Source organism: Thermomonospora curvata DSM 43183 (genome assembly GCF_000024385.1).
Lineage (GTDB): Bacteria > Actinomycetota > Actinomycetes > Streptosporangiales > Streptosporangiaceae > Thermomonospora > Thermomonospora curvata.
In genome coordinates, this window is the sequence record NC_013510.1 from 2,331,073 (window position 1) to 2,354,679 (window position 23,607).

A 23,607-nucleotide genomic window follows, 5' to 3' on the forward strand; every position below is an offset into this window, starting at 1 on the left:
GCCGGTGACAAGATCACCGGCCGCGTGAACCTCAGCCCTCACCGAAAGGTCAGTGCATCGGCATCGCGTTCGGCACCCGGCCGCCGTCGGGCTTGCGGCGCGGCAGGAACAGCGCCGGGATCAGCGCCACCGTCATCAGGGCCAGCGCCCACCAGAAGGAGGCGGCGAACGACTCGGCCATCAGCGTCTGCAGCTTGGCCAGCACCTGCGGCGGGACCTCGGCGGCGGAGGGGGCCTCGCCCAGCCCGCCGCTGCCGGGGATGCGGTCCTTCAGCTCATTGGTCAAGATCACCGAGATGGCGGCGGTGCCGATGGACCCGGCCACCTGCTGGATGATGTTCATCGCGGTGCTGGCCCGCGGCACCTCGTCGTGGACGAGGGTCTGCATCGCCGCCGACATCGTCGGCATCATGGTCAGCCCCATGCCCAGGCCCAGCACGAAGAAGATGACGCCCAGCGTCACATACGAGGTGTCGGCGGTGACCTGGGTGAGCCCGAACGCCCCCGCCAGGATGATCGGCAACCCGACCGTGACCACCCGGCCCGGGCCGATCCGGTCGGTGAGCATGCCGCCGATCGGCATGGTGAGCATCGATCCGATGCCCTGCGGGATCAGCAGCAGGCCGGTGTTGAGGGCGGTCTCGCCGCGCACGATCTGGAAGTACAGCGGCAGCAGCAGCATCGCGCCGAAGAAGGCGATGCTGAACAGCAGCATGGTCAGCGCCGCGGCGGCCATCGAGCGGCGCTTGAACAGCCACAGGTCGATCAGCGGGTTGGCGGCCATGAGCGCGCGCACCACGAACGCGATCACCAGCAGGGCGCCCACCGCGGTGGTGACGATCACCGTGGCGGAGGTGAAGGAGCCCTTCTCCGAGCCGGTGGCCAGCCCGTAGATCAGCGAGGCCAGGCCGGGGGACAGGAACAGCAGTCCCGGCACATCCAGCCGCTCGGCCGGCTTGGGCACGTCCCGCTCCAGCACCCGCCAGGACAGCAGCAGCGCGATGGCGCCGATCGGGACGTTGATGAAGAAGATCCACCGCCAGGCGTCCAGGTCCACCAGCCAGCCGCCCAGGATCGGGCCGCTGATCGGGCCCAGCAGCATCGGGATGCCGACCACGCTCATCACCTTGCCGACCCGCTGCGGCCCGGCCTTCTGGGTGAGGATGGTCATGCCCGCCGGCATGATCATTCCGCCGCCCAGGCCCTGCAGCACCCGGAAGGCGATCAGCGACTCGGCCGACCAGGCCAGGCCGGCCAGCGCCGAGCCGAGCACGAACAGCGTCAGCGAGGTCATGTACAGCCGCTTGGTGCCGTAGCGGGCGCACGCCCAGCCGGTCACCGGGATCACGGTGGCCAGCGCCAGGGTGTAGCCGGTGATGACCCACTGGATCTTCGCCAGGGTCGTTGCGAATTCCTCGGTCAGCACCGGGATGGCGATGTTGACCACGGTCGCGTCGAGGATCGACATGATCGCGCCCAGCACCACCACGCCGGCGGTCACCCAGACGGAGCGATCCAGCCGGTCGGAGCCGGGCGGGCCGCCGGCCGGCGCGGCCACCTCCGAGGGAGCGGAAGGTTTCAACAGAGAGGTCCAATCGTCAGGGCCCGGATCTCCGGGCGCGCCAGAACGGGGGCCAGCGCCTTCACCAGCCCCATGCGCTCCTCCTCGGTCAGCGTCGCGGCGAACCGCCGCAGGTCGGCGTGCCGTGCCGCGTGCAGCCGGCAGAGCAGTTCGCGCCCGGCGGCGGTGATCGCGATGCGCTTGATCCGCCGGTCGCCGGCGTCTGAGCGCCGGACGGCCAGGCCGTGGCGGACCAGGGCCTCGGCGGCGCGTCCGGCCGCCGCCATGGACAGTCCCAGCTCGGCCGCCAGTTCGTGGACGGCCAGGGCGCGTGAGGCGCGTTCCACCAGGAACAGGGTGCGGGCCTGCGACAGCGACAGGTCCAGCGTCTTCAGCTCGCCGAGGATGTCGCCTTCGGCGGTCCGCATCAGGTAGGTGAGCAGGCTCTCCAGGTTCTCGGCGAGCAGCTCCACCGAGGAGGACGAGCCCCCGCCGGTGTCCGGGACGGACGGAGCGGCCCCCGGCGTCTCACCGGGGGCCGAACCGTGCTGAAAGGGGCTCGTTACTTGCACGCGCGCAAATTTATCCCGAAAGGGACGAAAGGCCCTAACGAATATCAGTGTGAGCTGAGTCCCAGGGAACGGGCGATGAGCATGCGCTGCACCTCTGAGGTCCCCTCGCCGATCTCCAGGATCTTGGCGTCCCGGTAGAACCGGCCCACCGGGAACTCGTTCATGAACCCATAGCCCCCGAAGATCTGGGTGGCCTCCCGGGCGTTGTCCATCGCCGCGTTGGAGGCGGTCAGCTTGGCGATGGCGGCCTCCTTCTTGAACGGCTCGCCGGCCAGCATCTTGGCCGCCGCCGCGTAGTAGGCCAGCCGGGCGGTGTGGGTGCGCGCCTCCATGTCGGCGATCTTGAACTGGATGGCCTGGTACTCGCCGATGGCCCGGCCGAACGCCTGCCGCTGGCGCACATAGCGCAGGCACTCGTCCACGCAGCCCTGGGCCAGCCCCACCGACAGCGCCGCGATCGCGATCCGGCCCTCGTCCAGGATCTGCAGGAACTGGGCGTAGCCGCGGCCGCGCTCGCCGACCAGGTTCTCCTGCGGCACCCGCACGTCGGCAAAGGACAGCTCCCGGGTGTCGGAGGCCGCCCAGCCGACCTTGGAGTACTTGCGGCCCACGGTGAAGCCGGGCGTGCCGTTGGGCACCAGGATCGTGGAGATCTCCCGCTCCCCGGTCAGCGCGGCCACCGTGGTGAAGGCGGTGATGTCGGTGCCGGAGTTGGTGATGAACGCCTTGGACCCGTTGATCACCCAGTGGCCGTCCTCCAGGCGGGCGGTGGTGCGCATCCCGCCGGGCACGTCCGAGCCGCCGCCCGGCTCGGTCAGCCCGAACGCCGCCAGGCGCTCCCCGGAGCACAGCTGCGGCAGCCACCGCCGTTTCTGCTCCTCGGTGCCGAACCGGTAGATCGGCATGGCGCCCAGCGACACCGCCGCCTCCAGTGTGATCGCCACCGAGGAGTCCACCCGGGCCAGCTCCTCCAGCGCCAGGCACAAGGCGAAGTAGTCCCCGCCCATGCCGCCGTACTCCTCGGGGAACGGCAGCCCGAACAGCCCCATCTCGCCCATCTTGGCGACGATCTGGTAGGGGAACTCGCCCCGCTCGTACAGGTCCCCGATCACCGGGGCCACCTCCTGGCGGGCGAAGCGCTCCACCGAGGCGCGCAGCTCCCGCTGCTCCTCGGTCAGCGTGAAGTCGATCATTGCTCCTCCTCCACCGGCAGCGCCTGGACGACGCGGGACGGGCTGGGACGGCCCAGCCGGGTCGCCATCCAGCGACTGGTGGCGGCCAGGGCGGGCAGGTCGACGCCGGTCTGGATGCCCAGCCCGTGCAGCATCCAGACCAGGTCCTCGGTGGCCAGGTTGCCGGTGGCGCTTTCGGCGTACGGGCAGCCGCCGATGCCGCCGGCCGAGGAGTCCACCGTGGTCACCCCGCAGCGCAGCGCGGCCAGCGTGTTGGCCAGGGCCTGGCCGTAGGTGTCGTGGAAGTGCACCGCCAGCCTCTGGGCGCCGATGCCGGCCTCGCCCAGCGCCCCGATCAGCGCGGTGACATGCCCGGGGGTGCCGACCCCGATGGTGTCGCCCAGGCTCAGCTCATCGCACCCCAGCTCCATCAGCCGGACGGCCACCGAGACCACCTGCTCGATCGGCACCTCCCCCTCCCAGGGGTCGCCGAAGCACATCGACACATACGCCCGCACCCACAGGCCGTTCTCCTTGGCCCGGGTGACGACCGGGGCGAACATCGCCAGCGACTCGGCCACCGTGCGGTTGAGGTTGCGGCGGGCGAACGACTCGGTGGCGCTGGCGAACACGGCGATGTGGGTGACGCCCGCCCGCAGCGCCCGGTCCAGGCCGCGTTCGTTGGGCACCAGCACCGGGTAGCGCACGCCCTCGGCCCGCTCCATGACGGCCAGCAGCTCCTCGGCGTCGGCCAGCTGCGGCACCCACTTGGGGTGGACGAAGCTGGTCGCCTCCACGGTGCGCAGCCCGGCGGCGGCCAGGCGGGCGATGAAGGCGGCCTTGTCGGCGACCGGCACGATCGTCTTCTCGTTCTGCAGCCCGTCGCGCGGGCCGACCTCGTAGATCGTCACCCGCTCCGGCAGGCCCGGCATGCGGAACGCGCTCATTGCTCCTCCTGCGGGGTGATCTCGGCGAGCACCTCATCGAGGGCGACGCGGGCGCCGGCGCGGACGGGCAGGCGCGCCACCACGCCGTCCACCGGGGCGGTGACGGTGTGCTCCATCTTCATGGCCTCCACCACCAGCAGCGGCTGCCCGGCGGTGACGCGCTCGCCTTCGGCGGCCTTGACCGCCAGCACCGTGCCCGGCATCGGGCTGCGCACCACGCCGTCGGAGGCGGCGGCCGCCGCCCCGGCCTGCTCGGTGCGCACATGCTCGGCCAGCGCCCAGGCGTGCCCGTCGCGGCCCAGCCACAGCACCCGGCCGTCGCGGGCGAAGGCGTAACGGGTCGTGCGCCCGCCGAAGGTCAGGCGCAGCGCGTCCCCATCGCGGGCCAGTGCGGCGGGCACCGGGTCGGCCCCGTCGATGGAGACCTCGGCGTCGTGGGCCCGGCCGCGGACGCGGACCTCCACGGGCGCGCCCCCGGCGGGGGTGATGACCCACGGGGTCCAGGCGGCGCCGCTCAGCCGCCAGCCGTCCGGGATCGCCCACGGGTCGCCGTCTGCGGTCTCCAGCGCCAGCATCCGCTCCAGCGCCGCGGCGGCCGGCACCTCGGCGGGCAGTTGCGGGGCCGCGGCGGAAAGCTCCCGCTCCACCAGGCCGGTGTCCAGCCGTCCGGCCGCCACGTCCGGGTGGGCCAGCAGCGTCCGCAGAAAGGAGATGTTGGAGGTCACCCCCAGCAGGGTGCAGCCGGCCAGCGCCCCATCCAGGCGGCGCAGGGCGGCGGTCCGGTCCTCGCCCCAGGCGATGACCTTGGCCAGCATCGGGTCGTAGGCGCTGGAGACCTCATCGCCGGCGGCGATGCCGGAGTCCACCCGCACGCCGGGGCCGTCCGGCTCGCGCCAGGCCAGCACCCGCCCGCCGGTGGGCAGGAAGCCGCGCGCCGGGTCCTCGGCGTAGATACGGGCCTCGACGGCGTGGCCGTTCAGCCGCACCTGGTCCTGGGTGAACGGCAGCGCCTCCCCGGCGGCCACCCGAAGCTGCAGCTCCACCAGGTCCCACCCGGTGACCAGCTCGGTGACCGGGTGCTCGACCTGCAGCCGGGTGTTCATCTCCAGGAAGTAGTACTCCTTTGGCCGGTCGGCGGAGACGATGTACTCCACCGTCCCGGCGCCGACATAGCCGACCGCGCGGGCGGCGGCCACGGCGGCGGCGCCCATCTGCTCGCGGGTGGCCTCATCCAGCAGCGGGGAGGGCGCCTCCTCGACGATCTTCTGGTGGCGGCGCTGCAGGCTGCACTCGCGCTCGCCCAGGTGGACGACGTTGCCGAAGGCGTCGGCGAAGACCTGGATCTCGATGTGCCGGGGGTTGTCGATGAACCGCTCCACCAGCAGCGCGTCGTCGCCGAAGGCCCCGCGCGCCTCGCGCCGGGCGGCGGCGATGGCCTCGTGAAGGTGCGCCGGCTCGCGCACCAGGCGCATGCCCTTGCCGCCGCCGCCCGCCGACGGTTTGAGCAGCACCGGCAGCCCCACCTCCAGCGCCGCCTCGGCCAGCTGCGCGTCCGACAGGCCCGCCTCGTGGCGGCCGGGCACCACCGGCACGCCCGCCGCCGCCACCGTGCGCTTGGCGCGGATCTTGTCGCCCATCGCCTCGATCGCCTCCGGCGGCGGGCCGATGAACACCAGGCCGGCCTCGGCGCAGGCGGCGGCGAAGGCGGCGCTTTCGGCCAGGAACCCATAGCCGGGGTGGACCGCCTGCGCGCCGCAGCGGCGGGCCGCCTCGATCACCGAGGCGATGTCCAGGTAGCCGGGGATGCGCACCGCCTCGTCGGCCTCCCGCACATGCCGGGCGCCGGCGTCGGGGTCGGTGTGCACCGCCACCGCGCGCACGCCCAGCCGCCGCAGCGTGCGGATGACGCGGACGGCGATCTCACCGCGGTTGGCGATCAGAACGGTTGAAAACATGCGGCCCTCACATCCGGAACACGCCATAGCCCACCGGTTCCAGCGGCGCGTTGGCGGCCACCGACAGCGCCAGCCCCAGCACCCGGCGGGTGTCCAGCGGGTCGATCACCCCGTCGTCCCACAGCCGGGCCGTGGAGTAGTAGGGGTTGCCCTGCCGTTCGTACTGCTCGCGGATCGGCGCCTTGAACTCCTCTTCGGCCTCGGCGCTCCAGGCGTCGCCGAGCTGGTCGCGGCGGATGGTGGCCAGCACCGAGGCCGCCTGCTCGCCGCCCATCACCGAGATCCGCGCGTTCGGCCACATCCACAGAAAACGCGGCGAGAACGCCCGGCCGCACATCGCGTAGTTGCCCGCCCCGAACGAGCCGCCGATCACCACGGTGAACTTGGGCACCCGGGCGCAGGCGACGGCGGTGACCATCTTGGCGCCGTGCTTGGCGATGCCGCCCGCCTCGTACTGGCGGCCCACCATGAACCCGGTGATGTTCTGCAGGAACACCAGCGGGATCTGCCGCTGGTCGCACAGCTGGATGAAGTGGGCGCCCTTGAGGGCCGACTCGGAGAACAGGATGCCGTTGTTGGCCACGATCCCCACCGGGTGGCCGTGGATGCGGGCGAACCCGGTCACCAGCGTGGTGCCGTACTCGGCCTTGAACTCGGCGAAGCGGCTGCCGTCGACGATGCGGGCGATCACCTCGCGCACGTCGTAGGGGGTGCGCGGGTCCGGCGGCACCACCCCGTACAGCTCGGCGGGGTCGGCCCGCGGCTCCTCCACCGGCGTCACCTGCCAGGGCGCCGGCGGCCGCGGCCCCAGCGTGGCGACGATGTCGCGGACGATCGCCAGCGCGTGCTCGTCGTTGTCGGCCAGGTGGTCGGTGACCCCGGAGGTGCGGGCGTGCAGCTCCCCGCCGCCCAGCTCCTCGGCGGTCACCACCTCCCCGGTGGCCGCCTTCACCAGCGGCGGGCCGCCCAGGAAGATGGTGCCCTGGCCGCGCACGATCACCGCCTCGTCGCTCATCGCCGGCACGTACGCCCCGCCGGCGGTGCACGAGCCCAGCACCGCGGCGATCTGCGGGATGCCGCGGGCCGACATGGTGGCCTGGTTGTAGAAGATCCGGCCGAAGTGGTCGCGGTCGGGGAACACCTCGTCCTGGCGGGGCAGGAACGCCCCGCCGGAGTCCACCAGGTAGATGCACGGCAGCCGGTTGTGCAGCGCCACCTCCTGGGCGCGCAGGTGCTTTTTGACCGTCATCGGGTAGTAGGTGCCGCCCTTGACGGTGGCGTCGTTGGCGACGATCACGCACTCGCGCCCGCGGACGCGGCCGATCCCGGTGATGATGCCCGCGCCCGGCGCCTGGTCGTCGTACATGCCGTGCGCCGCCAGCGGGGACAGCTCCAAAAACGGCGAGCCGGGGTCCAGCAGGGCGTTCACCCGGTCGCGGGGCAGCAGTTTGCCGCGCTCGGTGTGCTTTTTGCGGGCGCGTTCGGGGCCGCCGAGCGCGGCGCGCGCCAGATGCTCGCGCAGTTCGGCCGCCAGCGCCCGGTTGCGGGCGGCGTTGCGGGCGAACGACGCGCCGGTGGCGTCCACCCGGCTGCGCAGCACCGTTCCGGTCATGTCCGCCCCCTACGGTTAATGAACGTTAACAACGGCGATGTTAATGAACGTTAACAGCGGTCGTCTAGACTCCCTCCCATGACGGAGGCCACCGGGGCGCCCACCCGCCGCGCCGAGATCCTGCAGGCGGCGGCCGAGCTGTTCGCCCGCCACGGCTACCACGGCGTGTCCATCGGCGAGCTGGGCCGCGCGGTCGGCCTCACCGGGCCCGCCCTGTACCGGCACTTCCGCGGCAAGGACGCGGTGCTGGCGGAGATGCTGTTGGACATCAGCCGCCGCCTGCTGGAGGAGGGGACCCGCCGGGCCGCCCTGCCCGACCCCGCCGCGGCGCTGGACGCGCTGCTGCGCTGGCACATCGACTTCGCCCTGGACAACCCGGCGCTGATCACCGTCCATGAGCGCGAGCTGGACAACGTGCCCGAACCGCAGCGCCACCAGATCCGCCGCCTCCAGCGGGCCTATGTCGAGCAGTGGGTCGGCGTCCTGCGCCGCCTGCACGCGGGCGGCATCGGCGAAGCGCACGCCCGCGCCGCCGTCCATGCCGCCTTCGGCCTGCTCAACTCCACCCCCCACAGCGCGGGCGAACTGGACCGGCAGGCCATGGCCGGGCTGCTGCACGCCATGGCCGCCGCGGCCCTGTCCGGCGCCGCCGGGCGGACCCGCTGACCGTCCCGGCCCCGCCGCAGACGCTCCGCGGCGTCCCTCCGACGGCGCGGAACGCCCGCCAGGTCAGGGGGCGAGGCCGGAGAGGCGGCCACGGCACTCCTGCGCGGGCTGCGCCAGGCCGAGCCGTTCGAACAGATTCAGTGCCTCGGTGCAGTGGCGGCGGGCCACGTCCTTATCGCCGGTGAGCTCGATGGTCATCCCCAGTGCCCGAAGCGCCCGCGCCAGGGCGTGCTTCTTGCCCCGCCGGACGAAGATCTCCCGTGCGCGCTCATTCGCCCGCGCCTCCCGCTCGGCCTCCTGGCGGGCCTGCTCGGCTCACTGCTCGGCGGCCTCCCGTTTCCGCTGCGCCGTCGCCACCCGGGCGGCGGCCTCGGGCCGGGCCTGGGCGACGTGACGCTCCACTCCCGCCACGCCCACCCGTTCGGTGGGCGGGGGAGAGGGCTCAGCCGGTACGGGAGTCCTCGCCGGGGAAGGGGGCATGGCGGGAGCGCCGGTCCCCGGTGAAGCGCACCTCCCAGATGAACAGGCCCATGTCCCGGTGGTCCGCCGAGTCCGGCACCGGCGGGTCGGCCATGGCGCGCACCAGGTAGGAGGCGCCGGGCGCCAGATAGGTGTCGGCGTCCTGCCGTATCAGGTCCGCCGAGCCGCGCAGCCGTGCGATCACCTGCGACCGTCCGGGCGGGTCGCACAGCTCCGGCGGCGCCCCGATCCGCTTCACGCAGCGGGAGGCGAAGTCCGGCGGCACCACCGAGCGCCGCAGGAACACATACGGCGGGAAGTCCAGCAGGATCGGGTGGTGCTGGGGGTTGGTCAGCACGTAGTCGATGAAGGCGTACCCCTTGCCGGGCGGCGGCACCTGCACCCCCGGCAGGGGAGCCGGATCGACGGCGCCGCGCACCGCCGCGACGGTGTAGCGATGGCCCTCGGCGGTGGTCACGGTGACGGGACGCCCCGTGGCGGGGATGGGCACCTCCTGCAGCAGGGAGGAGCCGTGGTCGACGTTGGCCATCGGGCGGCTGGGGCCTTCGACCGAGCGCAGCACCACGATCAGTCCCGCCGCCGTCGCCATTCCCAGCGCCGCGCTGAGGGCCGCGGTCATCCGGCTGATCCGGCGTCTGCGCAGTCCCCGATGGTGGCCGCGACGGCGGGCGGCACGGCCGGGCTGCTGGGGGAGGGGACGGTGATCAGGGCGGGGTCTGAGTGTCATCTGCCTTCTTGGGGTCGGCACGCCCGGATACCGGGCCTGGACGCATGACGGCTCGACGGCACGGCCGGTCATCCCGCTCCCTGACCCGCCGGCCGGTGGGGACAATGTAACGCCGAACGGCGCGATTGTGATCCCCCACACAATCCTTTGTTGTGAAAACGCTGCAAACCAGCCGTCACTTGTCCGCCGCGGTCAATTCTCCGGCCGCTTGCGTTCTCTTGCGGTCGCCCGGCCCCGCCTGAAAATGACTGCCCGAAAAGGGGGGCGCTGTTTTTTGACCATGGTGCTTTCGTTCTGCGCTCGCAGAGAACGGAGGGCCGAAATCGCGCCTGCTTCGGGCGCGTGCCCTTGAACGCCGGGGAGGAGGCCCGACGGCGCCCCTGGTCGCGATGCACCCATCTTGACCTGCAGAGATGGGATGGTGCGGAAGGCGCGGCGGCACCGCCGCCGCATCGGGCCTAGCGGGCGGACATCTCCTCGGCCAAAGCCGCGGCGAAGGCGTCCACGTCCTGCTCGGTGGTGTCGAAGGAGCACATCCAGCGCACCTCGCCGGTGCGCTCGTCCCAGGTGTAGAAGAAGAACCGCTTGCGCAGCCGCTCGGCCACGTCCTTGGGGATGACCGCGAACACCGCATTGGCCTGCACCGGCCGCACGATCCGCACGCCCGGCACGCGGCCGGCCGCCGCGGCCAGCCGGCGGGCCATGGCGTTGGCGTGGGCGGCGTTGCGCAGCCACAGGTCGCCCTCCAGCAGCGCCAGGAACTGCGCGGAGATGAACCGCATCTTGGAGGCCAGCTGCATGGCCGCCTTGCGCAGGAACACCATGCCGCGCACCGCCTCGGGATTGAGCACCACGATCGCCTCGCCGGCCAGCAGCCCGTTCTTGGTGCCGCCGAACGACAGCACGTCCACCCCCGCATCGGTGGTGAGCGCCCGCAGCGGCACTCCCAGCGAGGCGGCGGCATTGGCCAGGCGGGCGCCGTCCATGTGCACCGCCATCCCGCGGGCATGGGCGTGGGCGCAGATCTGTGCGATCTCCTCGGCGGTGTAGCAGGTGCCCAGCTCGGTCGCCTGGGTGAGGGAGACGACCTTGGGCTGGGCGCGGTGCTCATCGCCCCACCCCCAGGCCTGCCGGTCGATCAGCTCGGGGGTCAGCTTGCCGTCCGGGGCGGGCACGGGCAGCAGCTTGAGGCCGGCCACCCGTTCGGGGGCGCCGCACTCGTCGGTGTGGATGTGGGAGCCGTCGGCGCAGATCACCGCCGACCAGCGGTCGGTCATCGCCTGCAACGCCACCACGTTGGCGCCGGTGCCGTTGAAGACCGGGTAGGCCTGGGCCTGCTCGCCGAAGTGGCGGCGGAAGACCTCCTGCATCCGCGCGGTGTAGACGTCGGCGCCGTAGGAGGGCTGGTGCCCCTCGTTGGCGACGGCCAGCGCGGTCAGCACCTCCGGGTGGACGCCGGCGTGGTTGTCGCTGGCGAAACCGCGCTCGGCGGGGTCGTGCGCCCGGGAGATCAAGCCTGCTCCTGTTCGGCCGCCCGGTGCTCGCCGGCCTGCAGCGCGGCGCAGGAGCGCAGCGCGTCCAGGTCCTCGCCCAGCCGGGCCACATCGGCCTGCAGCTCCCGCCATATCGCGGTGCGCTGCTCCAGCCGCCCGGTCCGTTCCCGCAGATCGGCGATGCGCTGCTCGGCGGTCTCCAGCCGGCTGTGCCGGCGGGCGGCCTCCTGGTCGGCGCGCAGCAGCCGGGTGGCCAGGCGGGCCAGGTCCCGTTCGGTCTCGTGGATGCGCTCGTCGATGCCCGGCAGCAGCTGCTCGTTGAGCTGGGCGACGAGCGCCGCCAGCTGCCGGCTCACCGCGCTCAGCGCCGCCGACTGCTCGGCCAGCGCGCGCTCCAGCCGCTCGGCGCGCTCGGACTGCACCGCCAGCGCCGCCCTCAGCCGCACGATCTCGGCGCGTTGCTCCCGGCCGGGCGACAGCAGTTCCTGCCCCTGCCGGGCGAGGGCCGCCAGCAGCCGATCGAACTCGCCGGTCGCGCGCCGGGCCAGGCCGGACAGGGAAAGGGGCATGGGCGCTCCAGGTGTCTCGAGGGTGAACCGAGGGCGACTGGCAGTTTTCCCAACAACCCTAGGCGAACGCTCTTGAGACGGATATGGATGGCAGGCGGTTCCCTGGAACGCGAAAACGTCGTCAGCGGGTTTCCGCGGGATCCCGGTGCGCGGGAGCGGCCTGCCGCGGGTCGCGCGGCGGGCGCCGCCGGTCGGGAGAGCAGACGCACAGTCCGTGCCGGGTGATGAGGTAGGCCCGGTCGGGGGTGTACTCCGCAGGGCTCAGCGCGGGCCGGACGCTCCGGCAGGTCGGGCACAACACCTGGGTATCTCCCCCTTGCAGCGAGGCCACCGGCGAGCGGCCGCGCCCCCGCCGCCACGGACGTCCCCCTCTGCCCGGGACGGTTCCCGAGGCGTCCGTGGCGGCGGGGCGGGACCCGGTGGAAGACGGGTCCCGGCACGGCCTCCCCCCTGGCTCCGTACGGTAAGCGGTGCAACGTTGCATGCACGTTGCACTTCCCTGGTGCTTCTCCGGCTGGATTTCGAGGACGAGTTTCCAGGAACCGGTTGCGTCCAGTAATCGCTTGACTCATGCTCGTGACCGACCATGCCCGGAGCACGATGGGGATCGCCCGCATCGGGCGATGCGCCGGGCGGAGGAGAACCACATGCCCGAACGACCCGTGGTACCGCCGCATGCCTGCCGGGATCCCCGTGAGGTCGCCCGTGCCCTGGCCGGCGCCCACGAGGCCGTCGCCGGCGGAGAGGACGACGGGGAGGACGGGCCCGCCCCGCGGGCGGTGATCGGCGACTCCTGGCGCCGCTCCCGTGCGGCCGGCGTCGACGCCGACATCCCGGCGGCCCCGCTGGTCTTCGACTCCGACGTGCTGGCCGACGCCCGCGCCGCCCACCCCCTGAGCCGGCACCTGCCGATGCTGCGCGGCCTGCTGGACCGGGTCGCCGAGGAGTCGGCCCAGCTGATGGTGATCTCCGACGCCGAGGGGCACGTGCTGTGGAGCCACGGCCCGCCGCGGTTGCGCCGCGCCGCCGCCCGGATCGGCCTGGCCGAAGGGTTCTGCTGGTCGGAGGGGTCGATCGGCACCAACGGCATCGGCATCGCGCTGGCGGAGGGCCGCCCCGAGTACGTGCACTCCGCCGAGCACGTGGCGCGGGTGCTGCACGGCTGGTCGTGCGCGGCGGCCCCGGTGACCGACCCCGACACCGGGCGGGTGGTGGGCTGCATCGACCTCAGCGCCGTCGCCCACGCCCTGCACCCCAGCGCCCTGGCACTGGTCGGCGCGCTGGCCCGGCTCGCCGAGTCCCGGCTGGAGCTGGACATGCAGGTCCGCGACGAGCTGCTGCGCGAGCGTTACCTGCGGCATCTGCGCGGGCCGGGCGGCGGTGTCGCGCTGGTCACCGAGACCGGGCGGGTGCTGGCCGCCGAGGTGGAGGACTGGCGCGGGCTGCGCCTGCCGCTTCCCCAGGACGGGCGGCGGCTGCGGCTGCCGGACGGGTGCCCGGCGGTGGCCGAGGCGCTGGGCGAGGTCTTCCTGCTGCGGGTGCCCCGGCCCGCCCGGCGCGAGGGCGAACGCCCCCTGCTGACCTTGTCGATGCTGGGCGACCCGCCGCACGCCCTGCTGGACGGCCGCCCGCTGCACCTGACCCGCCGGCACGCCGAGATCCTCACCCTGCTGGCGCTGCACCCCCGCGGCCTGGACGCCGACCGGCTGTCGGCGCTGCTGTACGGGGACGAGGGCAACCCGGTGACCGTCCGGGCGGAGATCCACCGGCTGCGCGGCCGGCTCGGCGAGCTGCTGGCGGCCAAGCCTTACCGGCTGGAATGCGAGCTGGACGCCGACTTTCTGACCCTGCGCCGGCTGCTGTCGGCCGGGCGCGGGGAGGACCTGCTGCAGGCGGCCCGGCTGTACCGCGGCGAGCTGCTGCCGTGTTCGGAGTCCCCGGCGCTGCGCGCCGAACGCGCCGAGCTGGCCGCCCGGCTGCGCCGCCAGCTGCTGAGCCGCGGCGGCCCCGACGCCCTGTGGATCTATGCGCAGACCCCCGCCGGCCGGGACGACCTGGAGGTGCAGCAGCGGCTGGCGGCGATCTTGCCGCCCGGCGAGCCCCGCCGCGCGGCGGCGCTCTCCCGCGCCCGCTGGCTGCTGGCCGAGGGCTGAGCGGCCGCCGCTCCGTGAGCGGGCCTTCGCCCAAGCGGGCGTCCCGAACAGCGGAGAGAGCGCCCGCTCCCCTCTGCGGCATCGTCCCCGAACGCGGCGCGCTCGCGTGCGGCCTGCGGAGACGGCGCGTGGAACCGCGTGGAGTAAGGCCTCAGCCCGCCGGGCCGCGGCCCGGCCCGGCGGACGGCCCGGCCAGGTGCGCGGTGTCGCCGTACTCGGCCGGATGCAGCCGTCCGTCCCGGCGGACCCAGCGGCTGAAGGAGCAGTTGGCGACCTGGGTCCGTGCGAGCTCCAGGACCCGCTGCTCGGTCAGCCCCTCGACGATGTAGCGGGTCAGCAGCACCACCACGTCGTGGGCCACCACCAGCACCCGGCCGCCCGCATGGTCGGTGTCGATGTCCCGGTAGGCGCTGCGCAGCCGCAAGACCACGTCCGTCCAGGACTCCCCGCAGGGGGGCCGGTAGTAGAACTCGCCGAGCCGCTCGCGCCGCTCGGCCTCCCGGGGGTGGCGCACCCGCACGCCGTGCGGGGTCAGCCGGTACAGCACGCCCGTCTCCCGGTCCCGCAGCCGCTCGTCCACCAGCAGCGGGAGAGGGGAGTCCATTTCGGCCAGCGCGATGCGCGCGGTCTCCAGCGCCCGCAGGTACGGCGAGGAGACGGCGACGGTGGGCCGCTCGTGGGCGGGCAGCGCCGCCAGCCGGCGGCCGAGTGCGGCGGCCTGCCGCCGCCCCCGCTCGGTCAGCGGCACATCGGCGTCCCGGTCGCAGACGTCGATCTCTTCGGGCGGATCCTGGAGGGCCTGGTGGGCCTGTTGCTGGGCGAGGTTGGCGAGGCTCTCGCCGTGCCGGGTCAAGATGAGCGACTCCAGGTTCCGCACACCGATCATGATTCCATGCGCCGGCCGAGGCGGGCGGTTCTTCCGGGCGGTCCCGCGACCCGGGCCGGGATGCTCTACAGGCGGTAGTAGTCTCAAGGGCCATGACCGAGCCCCTGGGGACCGTGATCGTCGTGGCGGCTCTCGTGGTGGCCGCCTACAGCCTGCTGACCACGGTGCGGAACCGTCCGATGGACCGGCTGCACCTGGCCGGGCTCGCGGTCGTGGAGGCGCTGCTGGTGGTCCAGGCGGTGCTGGGCCTGATCAAGGTGGCCGGCGGCGAGGGCCCCGACGGGAGCGCCACCTTCGTCGGCTACCTGCTGGGCATCCTGCTCATCCCCCCGGCCGGGGCCTTTTGGGGTCTGCTGGAACGCTCCCGCTGGGGTCCGGCCGTCCTGGTGGTCGCCGGCCTGTCGGTCGCAGTGATGATCGCCCGCATGAACCAGATCTGGAACGGAACCGTTGCCTGAACCCGTTACTCCCACCGATCCCGCAGACGCCGCCCCGGCCGCCTCACGCGAGGCCGGGCCGGCCGCCCGCACCGGCGGCGGGCCCGGACGGCTGCTGGTCGCCGTATACGGGGTGTTCGCGCTGGCCGCCGGGGCACGGGCGGGCGTGCAGATCGCCACCCGCTTCGACGAGGCGCCGCTGGCCTACCTGCTGTCGGCGCTGGCCGCGATCGTCTACGTGCTGGCCACCGTGGCGCTGGCGCTGGGCGGCCGCCTGTCGCGGCGGGTCGCGGCGGCCGCCTGCTCGCTGGAACTGGCCGGGGTGCTGGTGATCGGCACCTTCTCCCTGGTGGACGCCGAGTCCTTCCCCGATGAGACGGTGTGGTCGGCCTACGGACGCGGCTATGGGTTCGTGCCGCTGGTGCTGCCGGTGATCGGGCTGGCCTGGCTGTGGCACACCGGGCGGAAAGGGACGCGGACTTCCGCGTGACCACGGCGGGGGTCGGGTTTGCCCGTGGCCGAGCGAAAGTCCGCGGGTCTGTGCGGCCGTCACCGCGGCCCGGATCCGGGCGGGGACGGCGATTCAGTGGCGCGCCGGGACGGAGGGACGGTTCAGGCGGCGTCGGGCACGGAGCCGGGCTGGGAATCGGGCATGGTGCGGCCCCCGATGGGCAGGTTGTAGACCGCCGTGCGCAGGATGTTCTCCACCTGCTTGGGGGACAGCTCGGCGTTGGGGTGCCGGGAGGTCCAGCGCAGCAGCTCCCACGGCCCCAGCACCACGATGCCGTCGGCGACGAAGCGACGGCCGCGGACCCTGCCGCCGTGCACCACCAGCACCGGCTGCACGGGGACGTCGATCCCGAGCCGCTCAGAAAGCACCCGGGAGACCTCGGCGGCGGTTCCGGTGAGCCGCTTGACCATCTGCGAGGGGGTCCGGTCGTCCAGGAACAGCTTCCCGCCGTATTCGCTCAGCACGGTGTCGGGGTGCCAGGCCTGGTTGTCCAGCATCCAGACGCCGTGCGGCCCGATGAGCAGCTGGTCGAGGTTGCCGTGGCCGGGCACCAGGCGCTGGTGCAGCACGCGGTAGCCGCGCCGCTCCAGCGTCCAGCGCAGGATCTTGGCCATGCGCTCCTCGCCGCGCAGGCCCCGCCGCCAGACGCCGGCGGCCCAGTAGGCCCGGTAGAACTGCAAAGCGCGGCCGCCGCCGGCGATGACCCCCAGCACCACACCGAACAGCGGGGAGACGACGTATCCGCCGACGATTAGCGCAACGGCCGCGGTAATGGCGCAGCTGCGCAATCTGGACTTGCGTCCGCGAAGCCACAGCTCCTCGTACACCGCCTGGGGCGAACCGCCGGTGAAGGCCTCTCTACCTCGAGTGTAGATTGAGCTGCCAAACATGTGTTACCTCCGTCACACCAGCGGCTATATAACTATTATCCGGCACGCCCTGGTCATTGTCATAACCCCACCCCCCGGTTACGGAAGTGAGCCGCTAAAGCAAGCGACGCGTAAGATCATCGCCTTGATGGGGGGTATTGCGAATTTTCTTCGGCGAGGGCGCCGGAAGAGCGTGAGAATGCCTTGGATAGACTCGTGAAAGTACAGTAGAAATTGTCCGTGCAAGTTTCACTGCACATTTCATGGAAAGTTTCCCGGCATATTTCATGGTGTGGCGTCGCGGCACCCCCGAGCCCCGCGGCGCCCGCGTCGCGGCGGTTCGGTGTTGACTGAGGACATGCATGACCAGCACGACCGGCTGACGGCCCGGTGGCAGGCGCTGCCCGTCCGCACGGCGATCCCCGCCCTGCGGGCGGCGCTGCACGAGCACGGGACGGCGGTGCTGGTGGCGCCGCCCGGCACCGGCAAGACCACACTGGTGCCGCTCGCCCTGGCCGGGGAGGCGGGCCCGGCCTCCCCGCGGCGGAGCCGGGTGCTGGTCGTCGAGCCGCGCCGGCCCGCGGTGCGGGCGGCGGCCCGCCGCATGGCCTGGATGCTGGGGGAGCAGGTGGGCCGCCGGGTGGGGTTCGCGGTCCGCGGCGAGCACCGGCCGGGCTCGTCGGTGGAGGTGGTGACCACCGGGGTGCTGCTGCGGCGGCTGCAGCGCGACCCCGAGCTGGCCGGCGTCGACGCGGTGCTGCTGGATGAGTGCCATGAGCGTCACCTGGACGCCGACACCGCACTGGCGTTCCTGCTGGATGTGCGCGCGGCGTTGCGGCCCGACCTGCGCCTGGTGGCGGCCTCGGCCACCGCCGAGGCCGAGCCGTGGGCCAGGCTGCTGGGCGGCCCGGTGGTGACGGCCGCCGCCGAACTGCACCCGGTGGAGGTGGTCTGGGCGCCGCCGCCGCGCCCCCTGCCGCCCCCGCACGGCATGCGCGTGGCCGCCCAGCTGCTGGAGCACGTGGCCGCCACGATCCGGCGTGCCCTGGCCGAACGCGACGGCGACCTGTTGTGCTTCCTGCCCGGCGTCGGCGAGATCGCCCGTGTCGCCGCCCTGCTGGAGGACCTTGCGCCACAGGCGGAGCTGCTGACCTTGCACGGCCGGGCGACGGCACGGGACCAGGAGGCGGTGCTGGCCGGCGGGACGCGGCGGCGGGTGGTGCTGGCGACCGCCGTGGCCGAGTCCAGCCTGACCGTGCCGGGCGTGCGGATCGTGGTCGACTCCGGCCTGGCCCGCGAGCCCCGCACCGACCACGCCCGCGGCCTGGGCGCGCTGACCACCGTCCGCGTCTCCAAGGCGGCGGCCGAGCAACGGGCCGGGCGGGCGGGACGGCAGGGACCGGGCGTGGTGTACCGGTGCTGGAGCGCCGCCGAGCACCGGCGGCTGCCCGACCGGCCGCGCCCGGAGATCGAGCTGGCCGACCTGACCGCCTTCGCCCTGCAGATCGCCTGCTGGGGCGACCCGGACGCCACGGGCCTGGCCCTGCCGGACCCGCCGCCGCGGGCCGCGCTGCAGGCCGCCCGCGCCGCCCTGCAGGCGATCGGCGCGCTCGACGCCGATGGGCGGGTCACCGACCGGGGCCGCCGGATGGTGCACGCCGGCGTCCACCCCCGGCTGGCCCGGGCCCTGCTGGACGGCGCGCCCCTGGTGGGACGGCGCGGCGCCGCCGAAGCGGTGGCGCTGCTGTCGGAACCGCCGCCCGCCTGGGCCGGTGACGACCTGGCCGACCTGCTGCGGGCGGCGCGCACCGGCCGGCGGGACGCCGCCTACACCGACCGCTGGCGCCGCGAGACCCGCCGCCTGCTGCGGGTGCTCACCGGGCCCGGCGAGGACACCGGCGGCGCAGACGGGCAAGAGTGCGGGGATGCGGGCACGGACGAGACCGCCCTCGGGACGGTGGTCGCGCTGGCCTTCCCCGAACGGGTGGCCAAGGCCAGGGGAGCGGGCCGCTATGTGATGGCCTCCGGGACCGGGGCCGAGCTCGCCGCCGGCTCCCACCTGGAGAACGCCCGCTGGCTGGCGATCGCCGTCGCCGACCGGCCCCCGGCGGCGGCCTCGGCCCGCATCCGGCTGGCGGCGGCCATCGACGCTGAGGTCGCGGCCGTGGCCGCCGCGCCCCTGCTGACCGAGACCGAGGAGGTCGCCTGGCGGGACGGGGACGTGCGCGCCCGCCGGATCCGCAGGCTCGGCGCCATCGAGCTGGCCGCCGTCCCGCTGGCCGACCCCGACCCCGCCCAGGTGGCCGAGGCGCTGGCCGAGGGCCTGCGGCGGGAGGGCCTCTCACTGCTGAACTGGACTCCCCAGGCGGTGGCGCTGCGCGAGCGGCTGGCCTTCTGCCGCCGCGCCCTGGGCGACCCCTGGCCGGACGTCGGCGACGCCGCCGTGCTGGAGGAGGTGGCCAAGCGGCTGCACGGCCTGCGCCGCCGCGCCGACCTGGCCGGCGTGGACCTGAGCGCCGTGCTGCGCGACATGCTGCCCTGGGAGTGCGCCGCCCGGCTGGAGGAGATGGCGCCCGAGCGCATCACCGTGCCCTCCGGCTCGCGGATCCGCATCGACTACCGCGGCGAGCAGCCCGTCCTGGCGGTCAAGCTGCAGGAGCTGTTCGGCTGGCGGCAGGCGCCCCGCCTGGCCGGCGGCCGGGTGCCGCTGGTGGTGCACCTGCTGTCCCCGGCCGGCCGGCCCGCCGCCGTCACCGGCGACCTGGCCTCGTTCTGGCGGGAGGGCTACCGGGCGGTCCGGGCCGAGCTGCGCGGGCGCTACCCCCGCCACCCCTGGCCGGAGGACCCCGCCACCGCCGAGCCCACCCGCCATGCCAAGCCCCGCCGCTGACGCGGCGCCCGCTCAGGACGCCGGGGGCTGCCCGTAGAGGCGTTCCACGTGCAGGCGGACCACCAGGCGGCGCTCGGCGACCATGGCCCGGCGGTAGTCGTCCCAGTCGGGATGCTCGCCCCGGATGGCCCGGTACAGGTCGATCAGCTCCGCCACCGTGGCGTCCTGCGGGTCGGCGGCCACCGGTGACAGCTCCGCGGTGCCCTCGGCCACCGCCCACGACCAGCCGTCCGCGGCGCTCACATGCAGACTGGCCCGCGGATCGCGGGCCAGGTTGCGGGTCTTGGCCCGGTCCGCGGTGACCGAGATGCGGATCAGCTCCCGGCCCGGGTCGTAGTGGTAGACGACGGTGGACAGCTGGGGGCGCCCGTTGCGCCTGATCGTGGCGAGCACTCCCAGCTCGCGCTCGGACAGCAGCGCGCGCAGCGCGGCGGTGTCGGTCATGGCCGGCCTCCCGGAAGAGTCGGTGGTGCGGCTGATGCCGTCACCAAACGCCAACCCGCGAGCCCTCGCCGGCCTTCCCGGTCACCGCACCGCCGGGGGAGGGGCCGACGTCGGCAGGGCCTGCAGTTCCCCCAGGTCGGCGAAGGCGGCCGGGTCGCCGACATGGATGTGGCCGCGGTAGTCGGTGCCTTTGGCGGTGATGCGCACGGCCCGGAAGTCACGCGGTTCCAGGCGGGTGAACCCGCTGCGCACCACGTCCTCATACAGCGAGGCCGACACCGCGTACGCCAGGTCCCGGTCGGGGTCGTCGTGCAGCAGCCGCCGCAGCGGGGCGGCGTCCAGCAGCCGCTGCACCACCACCGGGGCGTCGCCGGCGGGACCGAACGGGCCGGCGGTCAGCGTGCCGTGGTGCACCGCCAGCCGCACCCGCAGCCGCGGCCGTCCGGACCGCTCGCGGTTGAGCGCCCGCAATCCGGCCGCCAGCAGCAGCGGGAAGTCCCCCACCACCGCGGCCAGGTCGGTGCCGCCGGGCAGCAGGGCCAGCTCGCCGTCCCCGCCGACCTGCTTGCCCCAGGTGCTCCGGTTCAGCCCGGCGCCGGCCGCCGCCTCATCCAGCAGGTCCGACAGGTCCTGCTGGGCGAGCAGCTGCTCACGGGCGTCGCGCTTGCTGTAGCCCTGGATGTCGACGGCCACCAGCAGCCGGTAGACCAGCAGATCGCCTTGCTCCGCCCGTTCCATGAGCCGCTTTCCGGTCGGGTTCTCAGCCAGGTTGTCAGCCAGCGTGTTCATGTGTGGCCCTCTTTCGATCGCGTCGGCGAATCCGGGCGCGCCGCCCGTGTTCCGCTCCAGGAGCCAAGGAGTGCCGGCGGATCCGTTTTCCGGAAGGGCCGCCCACCTTCCTTTCCCGGTGAGAGAGCTGATGCCGATTGGACGCAGGAGCAGTGCCGAGGATCCCGGGGTTAGGTCGGTATAGCGAACCAGTTAGCAGGTTTTAGGGGACTAAGTCCCGTCTGATCCCTTCCGTAGGGAAGGGCCGGTGTTCTGTGAGCCCTCCCGCAGGCCCTCGCCCGGCGCTGAACCCTTCTGCGGCCCGTCCGCGTACCTCCTGCCGACATGGGCGGCACGGCAGGAGGGTGACGTCATGGCGATCCGAGAAGGGGATACGGCCCCGGGAAGCGCGCCGTGGCCCCTGCTCCCACAGGAGGGGAGAGCGCAGGGGGCGGGACGGCGGCTGCTCGACCGGGGCCGACGGAAGCCGGCGGCCGCCGCTGGGGCGACGCCCGCCGCGCCGCCGTCCCGGGGCATTCGATGGCGGGAAGGTGCAGACATGCAACGGCGAGGGTGGTAACAATGGCGGTGGGAACACCGGCGGCGGCTCCAGCGGGTATGCCGAAGGCCTCGAGCGCAGTGGCTCTGGCGAATGAGGCCGGTCTCGCCTTGACGGCACCGACAACGGCCCCGTCCCGCACCGGAGACCCACTCATGGCGCAACGAACCCCCGCGATCTCCTCGTCCGCCTCCTCCTCCAAGACCTCCGCACGGCCGCCGCGCGCCCGCGAGCGCGCCTCCGGCGGCCGCTGGAGCTGGTTCCGCGGCCCCCGCTCCGCGGCCGCGGTGGACGACCAGGTGATCGTGACCGAGCTGTACCGGGTGTACGGGCGGCCGCTGCTGTCGCTGGTGCTGCGGCTGACCGGCGGCGACCGGCACTGGGCCGAGGACGTGGTGCAGGAGACCATGATCCGCGCCTGGCGCAGCGCCCACCGGCTCGACGCCGAGGCCGCCTCGCTGCTGCCGTGGCTGGCCACCGTGGCCCGCCGGATCGTCATCGACGACCAGCGCCGCAAGAACGCCCGCCCCCAGGAGGCCGGGGAGGGACCACTGGAGAACCTGCACGCCCCCGACGGGTTGGAGGACCTGCTGCGTTCGGTAGTCGTCTCCGAGGCGCTGCGGTCGCTGTCCCCGGCGCACCGGGAGATCCTCAACGAGACGTTCTTTCGCGACCGGACGGTCAACGAGGCCGCCAAGGCGCTGGGCATCCCCGTGGGCACGGTCAAGTCCCGGGTCTACTACGCCCTGCGGGCGCTGCGGGTCGCCCTGGAGGAAAGAGGGGCGGCCCTGTGAGCCGGATCCGGCACACCGACGTCGGCGCCTACGCGCTGGGCCTGCTGGAGGAGCCGGACCGCCGCGCCTTCCAGGCGCACCTGGCCACCTGCGCCCGCTGCCATGCGGAACTGGCGGAGCTGCGCGGCGTCGCCGAGGCGCTGGACGGGGTGCCGCTGCTGGAGACCCTGCCGCAGACCCCCGCCACCGATGCGGCGATCGTCACCGACCTGGTGCGGCGCCGGGCCGAGCTGGCGCGGCGGCAACGCCGCTTGCGCGCGCTGCTCGGCGCCGCCGCGGGCATCGTCCTGCTGGCGGGCGGGGTCGGCACGGGCGTGGCCCTGGGCGGCGGCCCGACGGCCGAACGTCCCGGGAGCGCACAGGTGCCGGTGGCGGCGGCGCCCCCGCCGGCGGCCGACGGCGCCCAGGCGCTGCTGGCCGGGGAACGGCGCAAGGAGGCCACCGACTCCGGCAGTGGGGTCAAGGCGGTGGTCGCCTGGGAGCCCCGCCAGTGGGGGGCGCGGGTCGCGCTGCGGCTGGGCGGGGTCCGCGGGCCGCTGCGGTGCGAGCTGCTGGCGGTCGGCTCAGGAGGGCGGGCCGAGGTGGCCGTCGGCTGGTCCGTGCCGCCCAAGGGGTACGGGGTGCCCGGCTCCCCGGAGCCGCTGACGGTCCAGGGCGGGGTGGCCATGCGCCCCGCCGAGATCGAGCGCTTTGAGGTCCGCACCGACGACGGCCGCACGCTGCTGACCGTCCCGCTCCGCGATTAATAATCTACATTGTAAAGGCGTTGGGCGGTCGGGGGCGCCCGACGCCGCCTTCCGCCGCGCGGCGCCGAGGCAAGTAGCCTGTGCCGGTGCGAACCGAACGCGATGGCAGGACCGGGCCCGCCCTTGCGCTGCCGGCGCTGCACGAGGTGTACCGGGCATACGTGCGGGCGGCCGATGAACTGCCCGGCCTGCCCGATCCGCTGCGCGCCGAGCTGTGGACCTCGGCCCAGCTGGGCGCGCTGGAGGCGGCCGCTCCGCACCGGGCCGGGCACCGGATGGCCATGGGGGATCTGATCGTCGAACTGCACCGGGCCGCCACCGCCGGGACGCGGGCGTTCCTGCGGGCGATCGCCGCGATCGGCCCGCAGTGGGCGCGCCGCGCGGCCGGCCGGGCCGCCGCGACCCTGCCGGGCCTGCCGCTTCCGCCGTGGGCCGAGGCGCTCGGCAAGGTCGCCCCGGGGCCCATCTGGCTCATCCAGGAAGGCCCGCTGGACGGCGATCGCCTGGTGTGCGAGTTCCGCTACGACCCGGAACGCTCCGGCCCCCACCACGCCCTGGCCGTGCGGCTGCAGCAGGGCGAGCCGAGCGAGATCGTCGTGATCGGGGACGTGCCGGGCCTGCTGGCCGAGGCCCGCAAGGCGGCGCAGGCCGAGCTGTGCCTCCTGCAGCCGCTCACCCGGCAGGCGGCGGCCGCGCGGCTGACCGCGGCCCTGGAGGAGGAGCGGCGCCCGCCCGGCGACTGCTATCCGGCGCTGGCCCTGGCCCGCCACCGCGCCCGGTTGCTGTGAAAAACGGG

General features: G+C 73.9%; 22 protein-coding genes. 8 read left to right on the top strand and 14 right to left on the bottom strand.

Going from position 1 to position 23,607, the window contains the following annotated elements:
* Positions 1-49: 49 nt before the first annotated feature.
* Genes TCUR_RS09735 through TCUR_RS09760 form a run of 6 tightly spaced genes read right to left on the bottom strand, consistent with a single transcriptional unit; the run spans position 50 to position 7,819 of the window.
* Positions 50-1,582: a DHA2 family efflux MFS transporter permease subunit gene (locus TCUR_RS09735; RefSeq protein WP_012852323.1), complete on the bottom strand. Its 1,533-nt coding sequence runs from the start codon at positions 1,580-1,582 to the stop codon at positions 50-52.
* Complete coding sequence (locus tag TCUR_RS09740; protein WP_148232978.1) at positions 1,579-2,133, bottom strand: MarR family winged helix-turn-helix transcriptional regulator; 555 nt, start codon at positions 2,131-2,133, stop codon at positions 1,579-1,581. The genes TCUR_RS09735 and TCUR_RS09740 overlap by 4 nt, the downstream gene beginning before the upstream one ends.
* A gap of 44 nt (positions 2,134-2,177) precedes the next feature.
* Entirely contained in the window at positions 2,178-3,326 is a 1,149-nt protein-coding gene (locus TCUR_RS09745) for an acyl-CoA dehydrogenase family protein (RefSeq protein ID WP_012852325.1), read from the bottom strand.
* On the bottom strand, positions 3,323-4,252 hold the full coding sequence (locus tag TCUR_RS09750) for a hydroxymethylglutaryl-CoA lyase (protein ID WP_012852326.1): 930 nt from the start codon (positions 4,250-4,252) through the stop codon (positions 3,323-3,325). Before TCUR_RS09750 ends, TCUR_RS09745 begins: the two co-directional genes overlap by 4 nt.
* Positions 4,249-6,207, bottom strand: a complete 1,959-nt coding sequence (locus TCUR_RS09755) for an acetyl/propionyl/methylcrotonyl-CoA carboxylase subunit alpha (RefSeq protein ID WP_012852327.1) — start codon at positions 6,205-6,207, stop codon at positions 4,249-4,251. The genes TCUR_RS09750 and TCUR_RS09755 overlap by 4 nt, the downstream gene beginning before the upstream one ends.
* Before the next feature lie 7 nt (positions 6,208-6,214).
* Positions 6,215-7,819, bottom strand: coding sequence for a carboxyl transferase domain-containing protein (locus tag TCUR_RS09760; protein ID WP_012852328.1), 1,605 nt, complete (start codon positions 7,817-7,819; stop codon positions 6,215-6,217).
* Between the two features lie 78 nt (positions 7,820-7,897).
* On the opposite strand from TCUR_RS09760, the gene TCUR_RS09765 reads away from it, so the two are divergent.
* On the top strand, positions 7,898-8,485 hold the full coding sequence (locus tag TCUR_RS09765; RefSeq protein ID WP_012852329.1) for an SACE_7040 family transcriptional regulator: 588 nt from the start codon (positions 7,898-7,900) through the stop codon (positions 8,483-8,485).
* Positions 8,486-8,548: 63 nt separating this feature from the next.
* Here the strand turns inward: TCUR_RS09765 and TCUR_RS28345 are convergent, their stop codons facing one another.
* The 4 genes from TCUR_RS28345 to TCUR_RS26440 all read right to left on the bottom strand — a co-directional run bounded on the left by TCUR_RS28345 (position 8,549) and on the right by TCUR_RS26440 (position 11,754).
* A complete protein-coding gene (locus TCUR_RS28345; protein ID WP_012852330.1) occupies positions 8,549-8,683 on the bottom strand; it encodes a hypothetical protein in 135 nt (44 codons plus the stop codon).
* Between the two features lie 244 nt (positions 8,684-8,927).
* Positions 8,928-9,584 carry a hypothetical protein gene (locus TCUR_RS09770; protein ID WP_012852332.1) on the bottom strand — a complete coding sequence of 219 codons (657 nt, stop codon included), beginning with the start codon at positions 9,582-9,584 and terminating at the stop codon, positions 8,928-8,930.
* Between the two features lie 566 nt (positions 9,585-10,150).
* On the bottom strand, positions 10,151-11,206 hold the full coding sequence (locus tag TCUR_RS09775; protein WP_012852333.1) for a threonine aldolase family protein: 1,056 nt from the start codon (positions 11,204-11,206) through the stop codon (positions 10,151-10,153).
* A complete protein-coding gene (locus TCUR_RS26440) occupies positions 11,203-11,754 on the bottom strand; it encodes a hypothetical protein (RefSeq protein ID WP_012852334.1) in 552 nt (183 codons plus the stop codon). Before TCUR_RS26440 ends, TCUR_RS09775 begins: the two co-directional genes overlap by 4 nt.
* A gap of 647 nt (positions 11,755-12,401) precedes the next feature.
* On the opposite strand from TCUR_RS26440, the gene TCUR_RS09785 reads away from it, so the two are divergent.
* Positions 12,402-13,907 (top strand): helix-turn-helix domain-containing protein, encoded by a 1,506-nt coding sequence (locus TCUR_RS09785; protein WP_012852336.1) that lies wholly within the window; start codon positions 12,402-12,404, stop codon positions 13,905-13,907.
* Positions 13,908-14,058: 151 nt separating this feature from the next.
* On the opposite strand, the gene TCUR_RS09790 is transcribed toward TCUR_RS09785, so the two are convergent.
* Positions 14,059-14,793 (bottom strand): histidine phosphatase family protein, encoded by a 735-nt coding sequence (locus TCUR_RS09790; protein ID WP_012852337.1) that lies wholly within the window; start codon positions 14,791-14,793, stop codon positions 14,059-14,061.
* Between the two features lie 92 nt (positions 14,794-14,885).
* Between TCUR_RS09790 and TCUR_RS09795 the strand changes: the two genes are divergently transcribed.
* Both TCUR_RS09795 and TCUR_RS09800 read left to right on the top strand, forming a co-directional pair.
* Entirely contained in the window at positions 14,886-15,251 is a 366-nt protein-coding gene (locus TCUR_RS09795) for a hypothetical protein (RefSeq protein WP_012852338.1), read from the top strand.
* Positions 15,244-15,720: a hypothetical protein gene (locus tag TCUR_RS09800; protein ID WP_012852339.1), complete on the top strand. Its 477-nt coding sequence runs from the start codon at positions 15,244-15,246 to the stop codon at positions 15,718-15,720. The genes TCUR_RS09795 and TCUR_RS09800 overlap by 8 nt, the downstream gene beginning before the upstream one ends.
* Before the next feature lie 122 nt (positions 15,721-15,842).
* On the opposite strand, the gene TCUR_RS09805 is transcribed toward TCUR_RS09800, so the two are convergent.
* Positions 15,843-16,631 (bottom strand): nuclease-related domain-containing protein, encoded by a 789-nt coding sequence (locus tag TCUR_RS09805; RefSeq protein WP_012852340.1) that lies wholly within the window; start codon positions 16,629-16,631, stop codon positions 15,843-15,845.
* Between the two features lie 337 nt (positions 16,632-16,968).
* Here TCUR_RS09805 and hrpB point away from each other — a divergent pair, with 337 nt between their 5' ends.
* Positions 16,969-19,500, top strand: a complete 2,532-nt coding sequence (gene hrpB, locus TCUR_RS09810) for an ATP-dependent helicase HrpB (protein ID WP_012852341.1) — start codon at positions 16,969-16,971, stop codon at positions 19,498-19,500.
* A 12-nt stretch (positions 19,501-19,512) separates the two neighbouring features.
* On the opposite strand, the gene TCUR_RS09815 is transcribed toward hrpB, so the two are convergent.
* Both TCUR_RS09815 and TCUR_RS09820 read right to left on the bottom strand, forming a co-directional pair.
* Entirely contained in the window at positions 19,513-19,944 is a 432-nt protein-coding gene (locus TCUR_RS09815) for a PPOX class F420-dependent oxidoreductase (RefSeq protein ID WP_012852342.1), read from the bottom strand.
* Between the two features lie 81 nt (positions 19,945-20,025).
* The gene (locus TCUR_RS09820) at positions 20,026-20,733 is read right to left on the bottom strand and encodes a nucleotidyl cyclase domain-containing protein (RefSeq protein WP_012852343.1); all 708 of its coding nucleotides are present in this window, start codon (positions 20,731-20,733) and stop codon (positions 20,026-20,028) included.
* 693 nt (positions 20,734-21,426) lie between these two features.
* Between TCUR_RS09820 and TCUR_RS09825 the strand changes: the two genes are divergently transcribed.
* The 3 genes from TCUR_RS09825 (at position 21,427) to TCUR_RS09835 (ending at position 23,599) form a co-directional block, all read left to right on the top strand.
* Positions 21,427-22,065, top strand: coding sequence for a sigma-70 family RNA polymerase sigma factor (locus TCUR_RS09825; RefSeq protein WP_012852344.1), 639 nt, complete (start codon positions 21,427-21,429; stop codon positions 22,063-22,065).
* Complete coding sequence (locus tag TCUR_RS09830; RefSeq protein ID WP_012852345.1) at positions 22,062-22,811, top strand: anti-sigma factor family protein; 750 nt, start codon at positions 22,062-22,064, stop codon at positions 22,809-22,811. The genes TCUR_RS09825 and TCUR_RS09830 overlap by 4 nt, the downstream gene beginning before the upstream one ends.
* 86 nt (positions 22,812-22,897) lie before the next feature.
* Positions 22,898-23,599, top strand: a complete 702-nt coding sequence (locus TCUR_RS09835; RefSeq protein ID WP_148232979.1) for a hypothetical protein — start codon at positions 22,898-22,900, stop codon at positions 23,597-23,599.
* Positions 23,600-23,607 lie beyond the last annotated feature (8 nt).

Excerpts from the sequence above, each read along its gene's own strand:
- TCUR_RS09745 (WP_012852325.1), bottom strand. The coding sequence starts at position 3,326 with ATGATCGACTTCACGCTGACCGAGGAGCAGCGGGAGCTGCGCGCCTCG.
- TCUR_RS09750 (WP_012852326.1), bottom strand. The coding sequence starts at position 4,252 with ATGAGCGCGTTCCGCATGCCGGGCCTGCCGGAGCGGGTGACGATCTAC.
- TCUR_RS09755 (WP_012852327.1), bottom strand. The coding sequence starts at position 6,207 with ATGTTTTCAACCGTTCTGATCGCCAACCGCGGTGAGATCGCCGTCCGC.
- TCUR_RS09760 (WP_012852328.1), bottom strand. The coding sequence starts at position 7,819 with ATGACCGGAACGGTGCTGCGCAGCCGGGTGGACGCCACCGGCGCGTCG.
- TCUR_RS09765 (WP_012852329.1), top strand. The coding sequence starts at position 7,898 with ATGACGGAGGCCACCGGGGCGCCCACCCGCCGCGCCGAGATCCTGCAG.
- TCUR_RS28345 (WP_012852330.1), bottom strand. The coding sequence starts at position 8,683 with ATGACCATCGAGCTCACCGGCGATAAGGACGTGGCCCGCCGCCACTGC.
- TCUR_RS09770 (WP_012852332.1), bottom strand. The coding sequence starts at position 9,584 with ATGACCGCGGCCCTCAGCGCGGCGCTGGGAATGGCGACGGCGGCGGGA.
- TCUR_RS26440 (WP_012852334.1), bottom strand. The coding sequence starts at position 11,754 with ATGCCCCTTTCCCTGTCCGGCCTGGCCCGGCGCGCGACCGGCGAGTTC.
- TCUR_RS09785 (WP_012852336.1), top strand. The coding sequence starts at position 12,402 with ATGCCCGAACGACCCGTGGTACCGCCGCATGCCTGCCGGGATCCCCGT.
- TCUR_RS09790 (WP_012852337.1), bottom strand. The coding sequence starts at position 14,793 with ATGATCGGTGTGCGGAACCTGGAGTCGCTCATCTTGACCCGGCACGGC.
- TCUR_RS09795 (WP_012852338.1), top strand. The coding sequence starts at position 14,886 with ATGACCGAGCCCCTGGGGACCGTGATCGTCGTGGCGGCTCTCGTGGTG.
- TCUR_RS09805 (WP_012852340.1), bottom strand. The coding sequence starts at position 16,631 with ATGTTTGGCAGCTCAATCTACACTCGAGGTAGAGAGGCCTTCACCGGC.
- hrpB (WP_012852341.1), top strand. The coding sequence starts at position 16,969 with ATGCATGACCAGCACGACCGGCTGACGGCCCGGTGGCAGGCGCTGCCC.
- TCUR_RS09815 (WP_012852342.1), bottom strand. The coding sequence starts at position 19,944 with ATGACCGACACCGCCGCGCTGCGCGCGCTGCTGTCCGAGCGCGAGCTG.
- TCUR_RS09820 (WP_012852343.1), bottom strand. The coding sequence starts at position 20,733 with ATGAACACGCTGGCTGACAACCTGGCTGAGAACCCGACCGGAAAGCGG.
- TCUR_RS09825 (WP_012852344.1), top strand. The coding sequence starts at position 21,427 with ATGGCGCAACGAACCCCCGCGATCTCCTCGTCCGCCTCCTCCTCCAAG.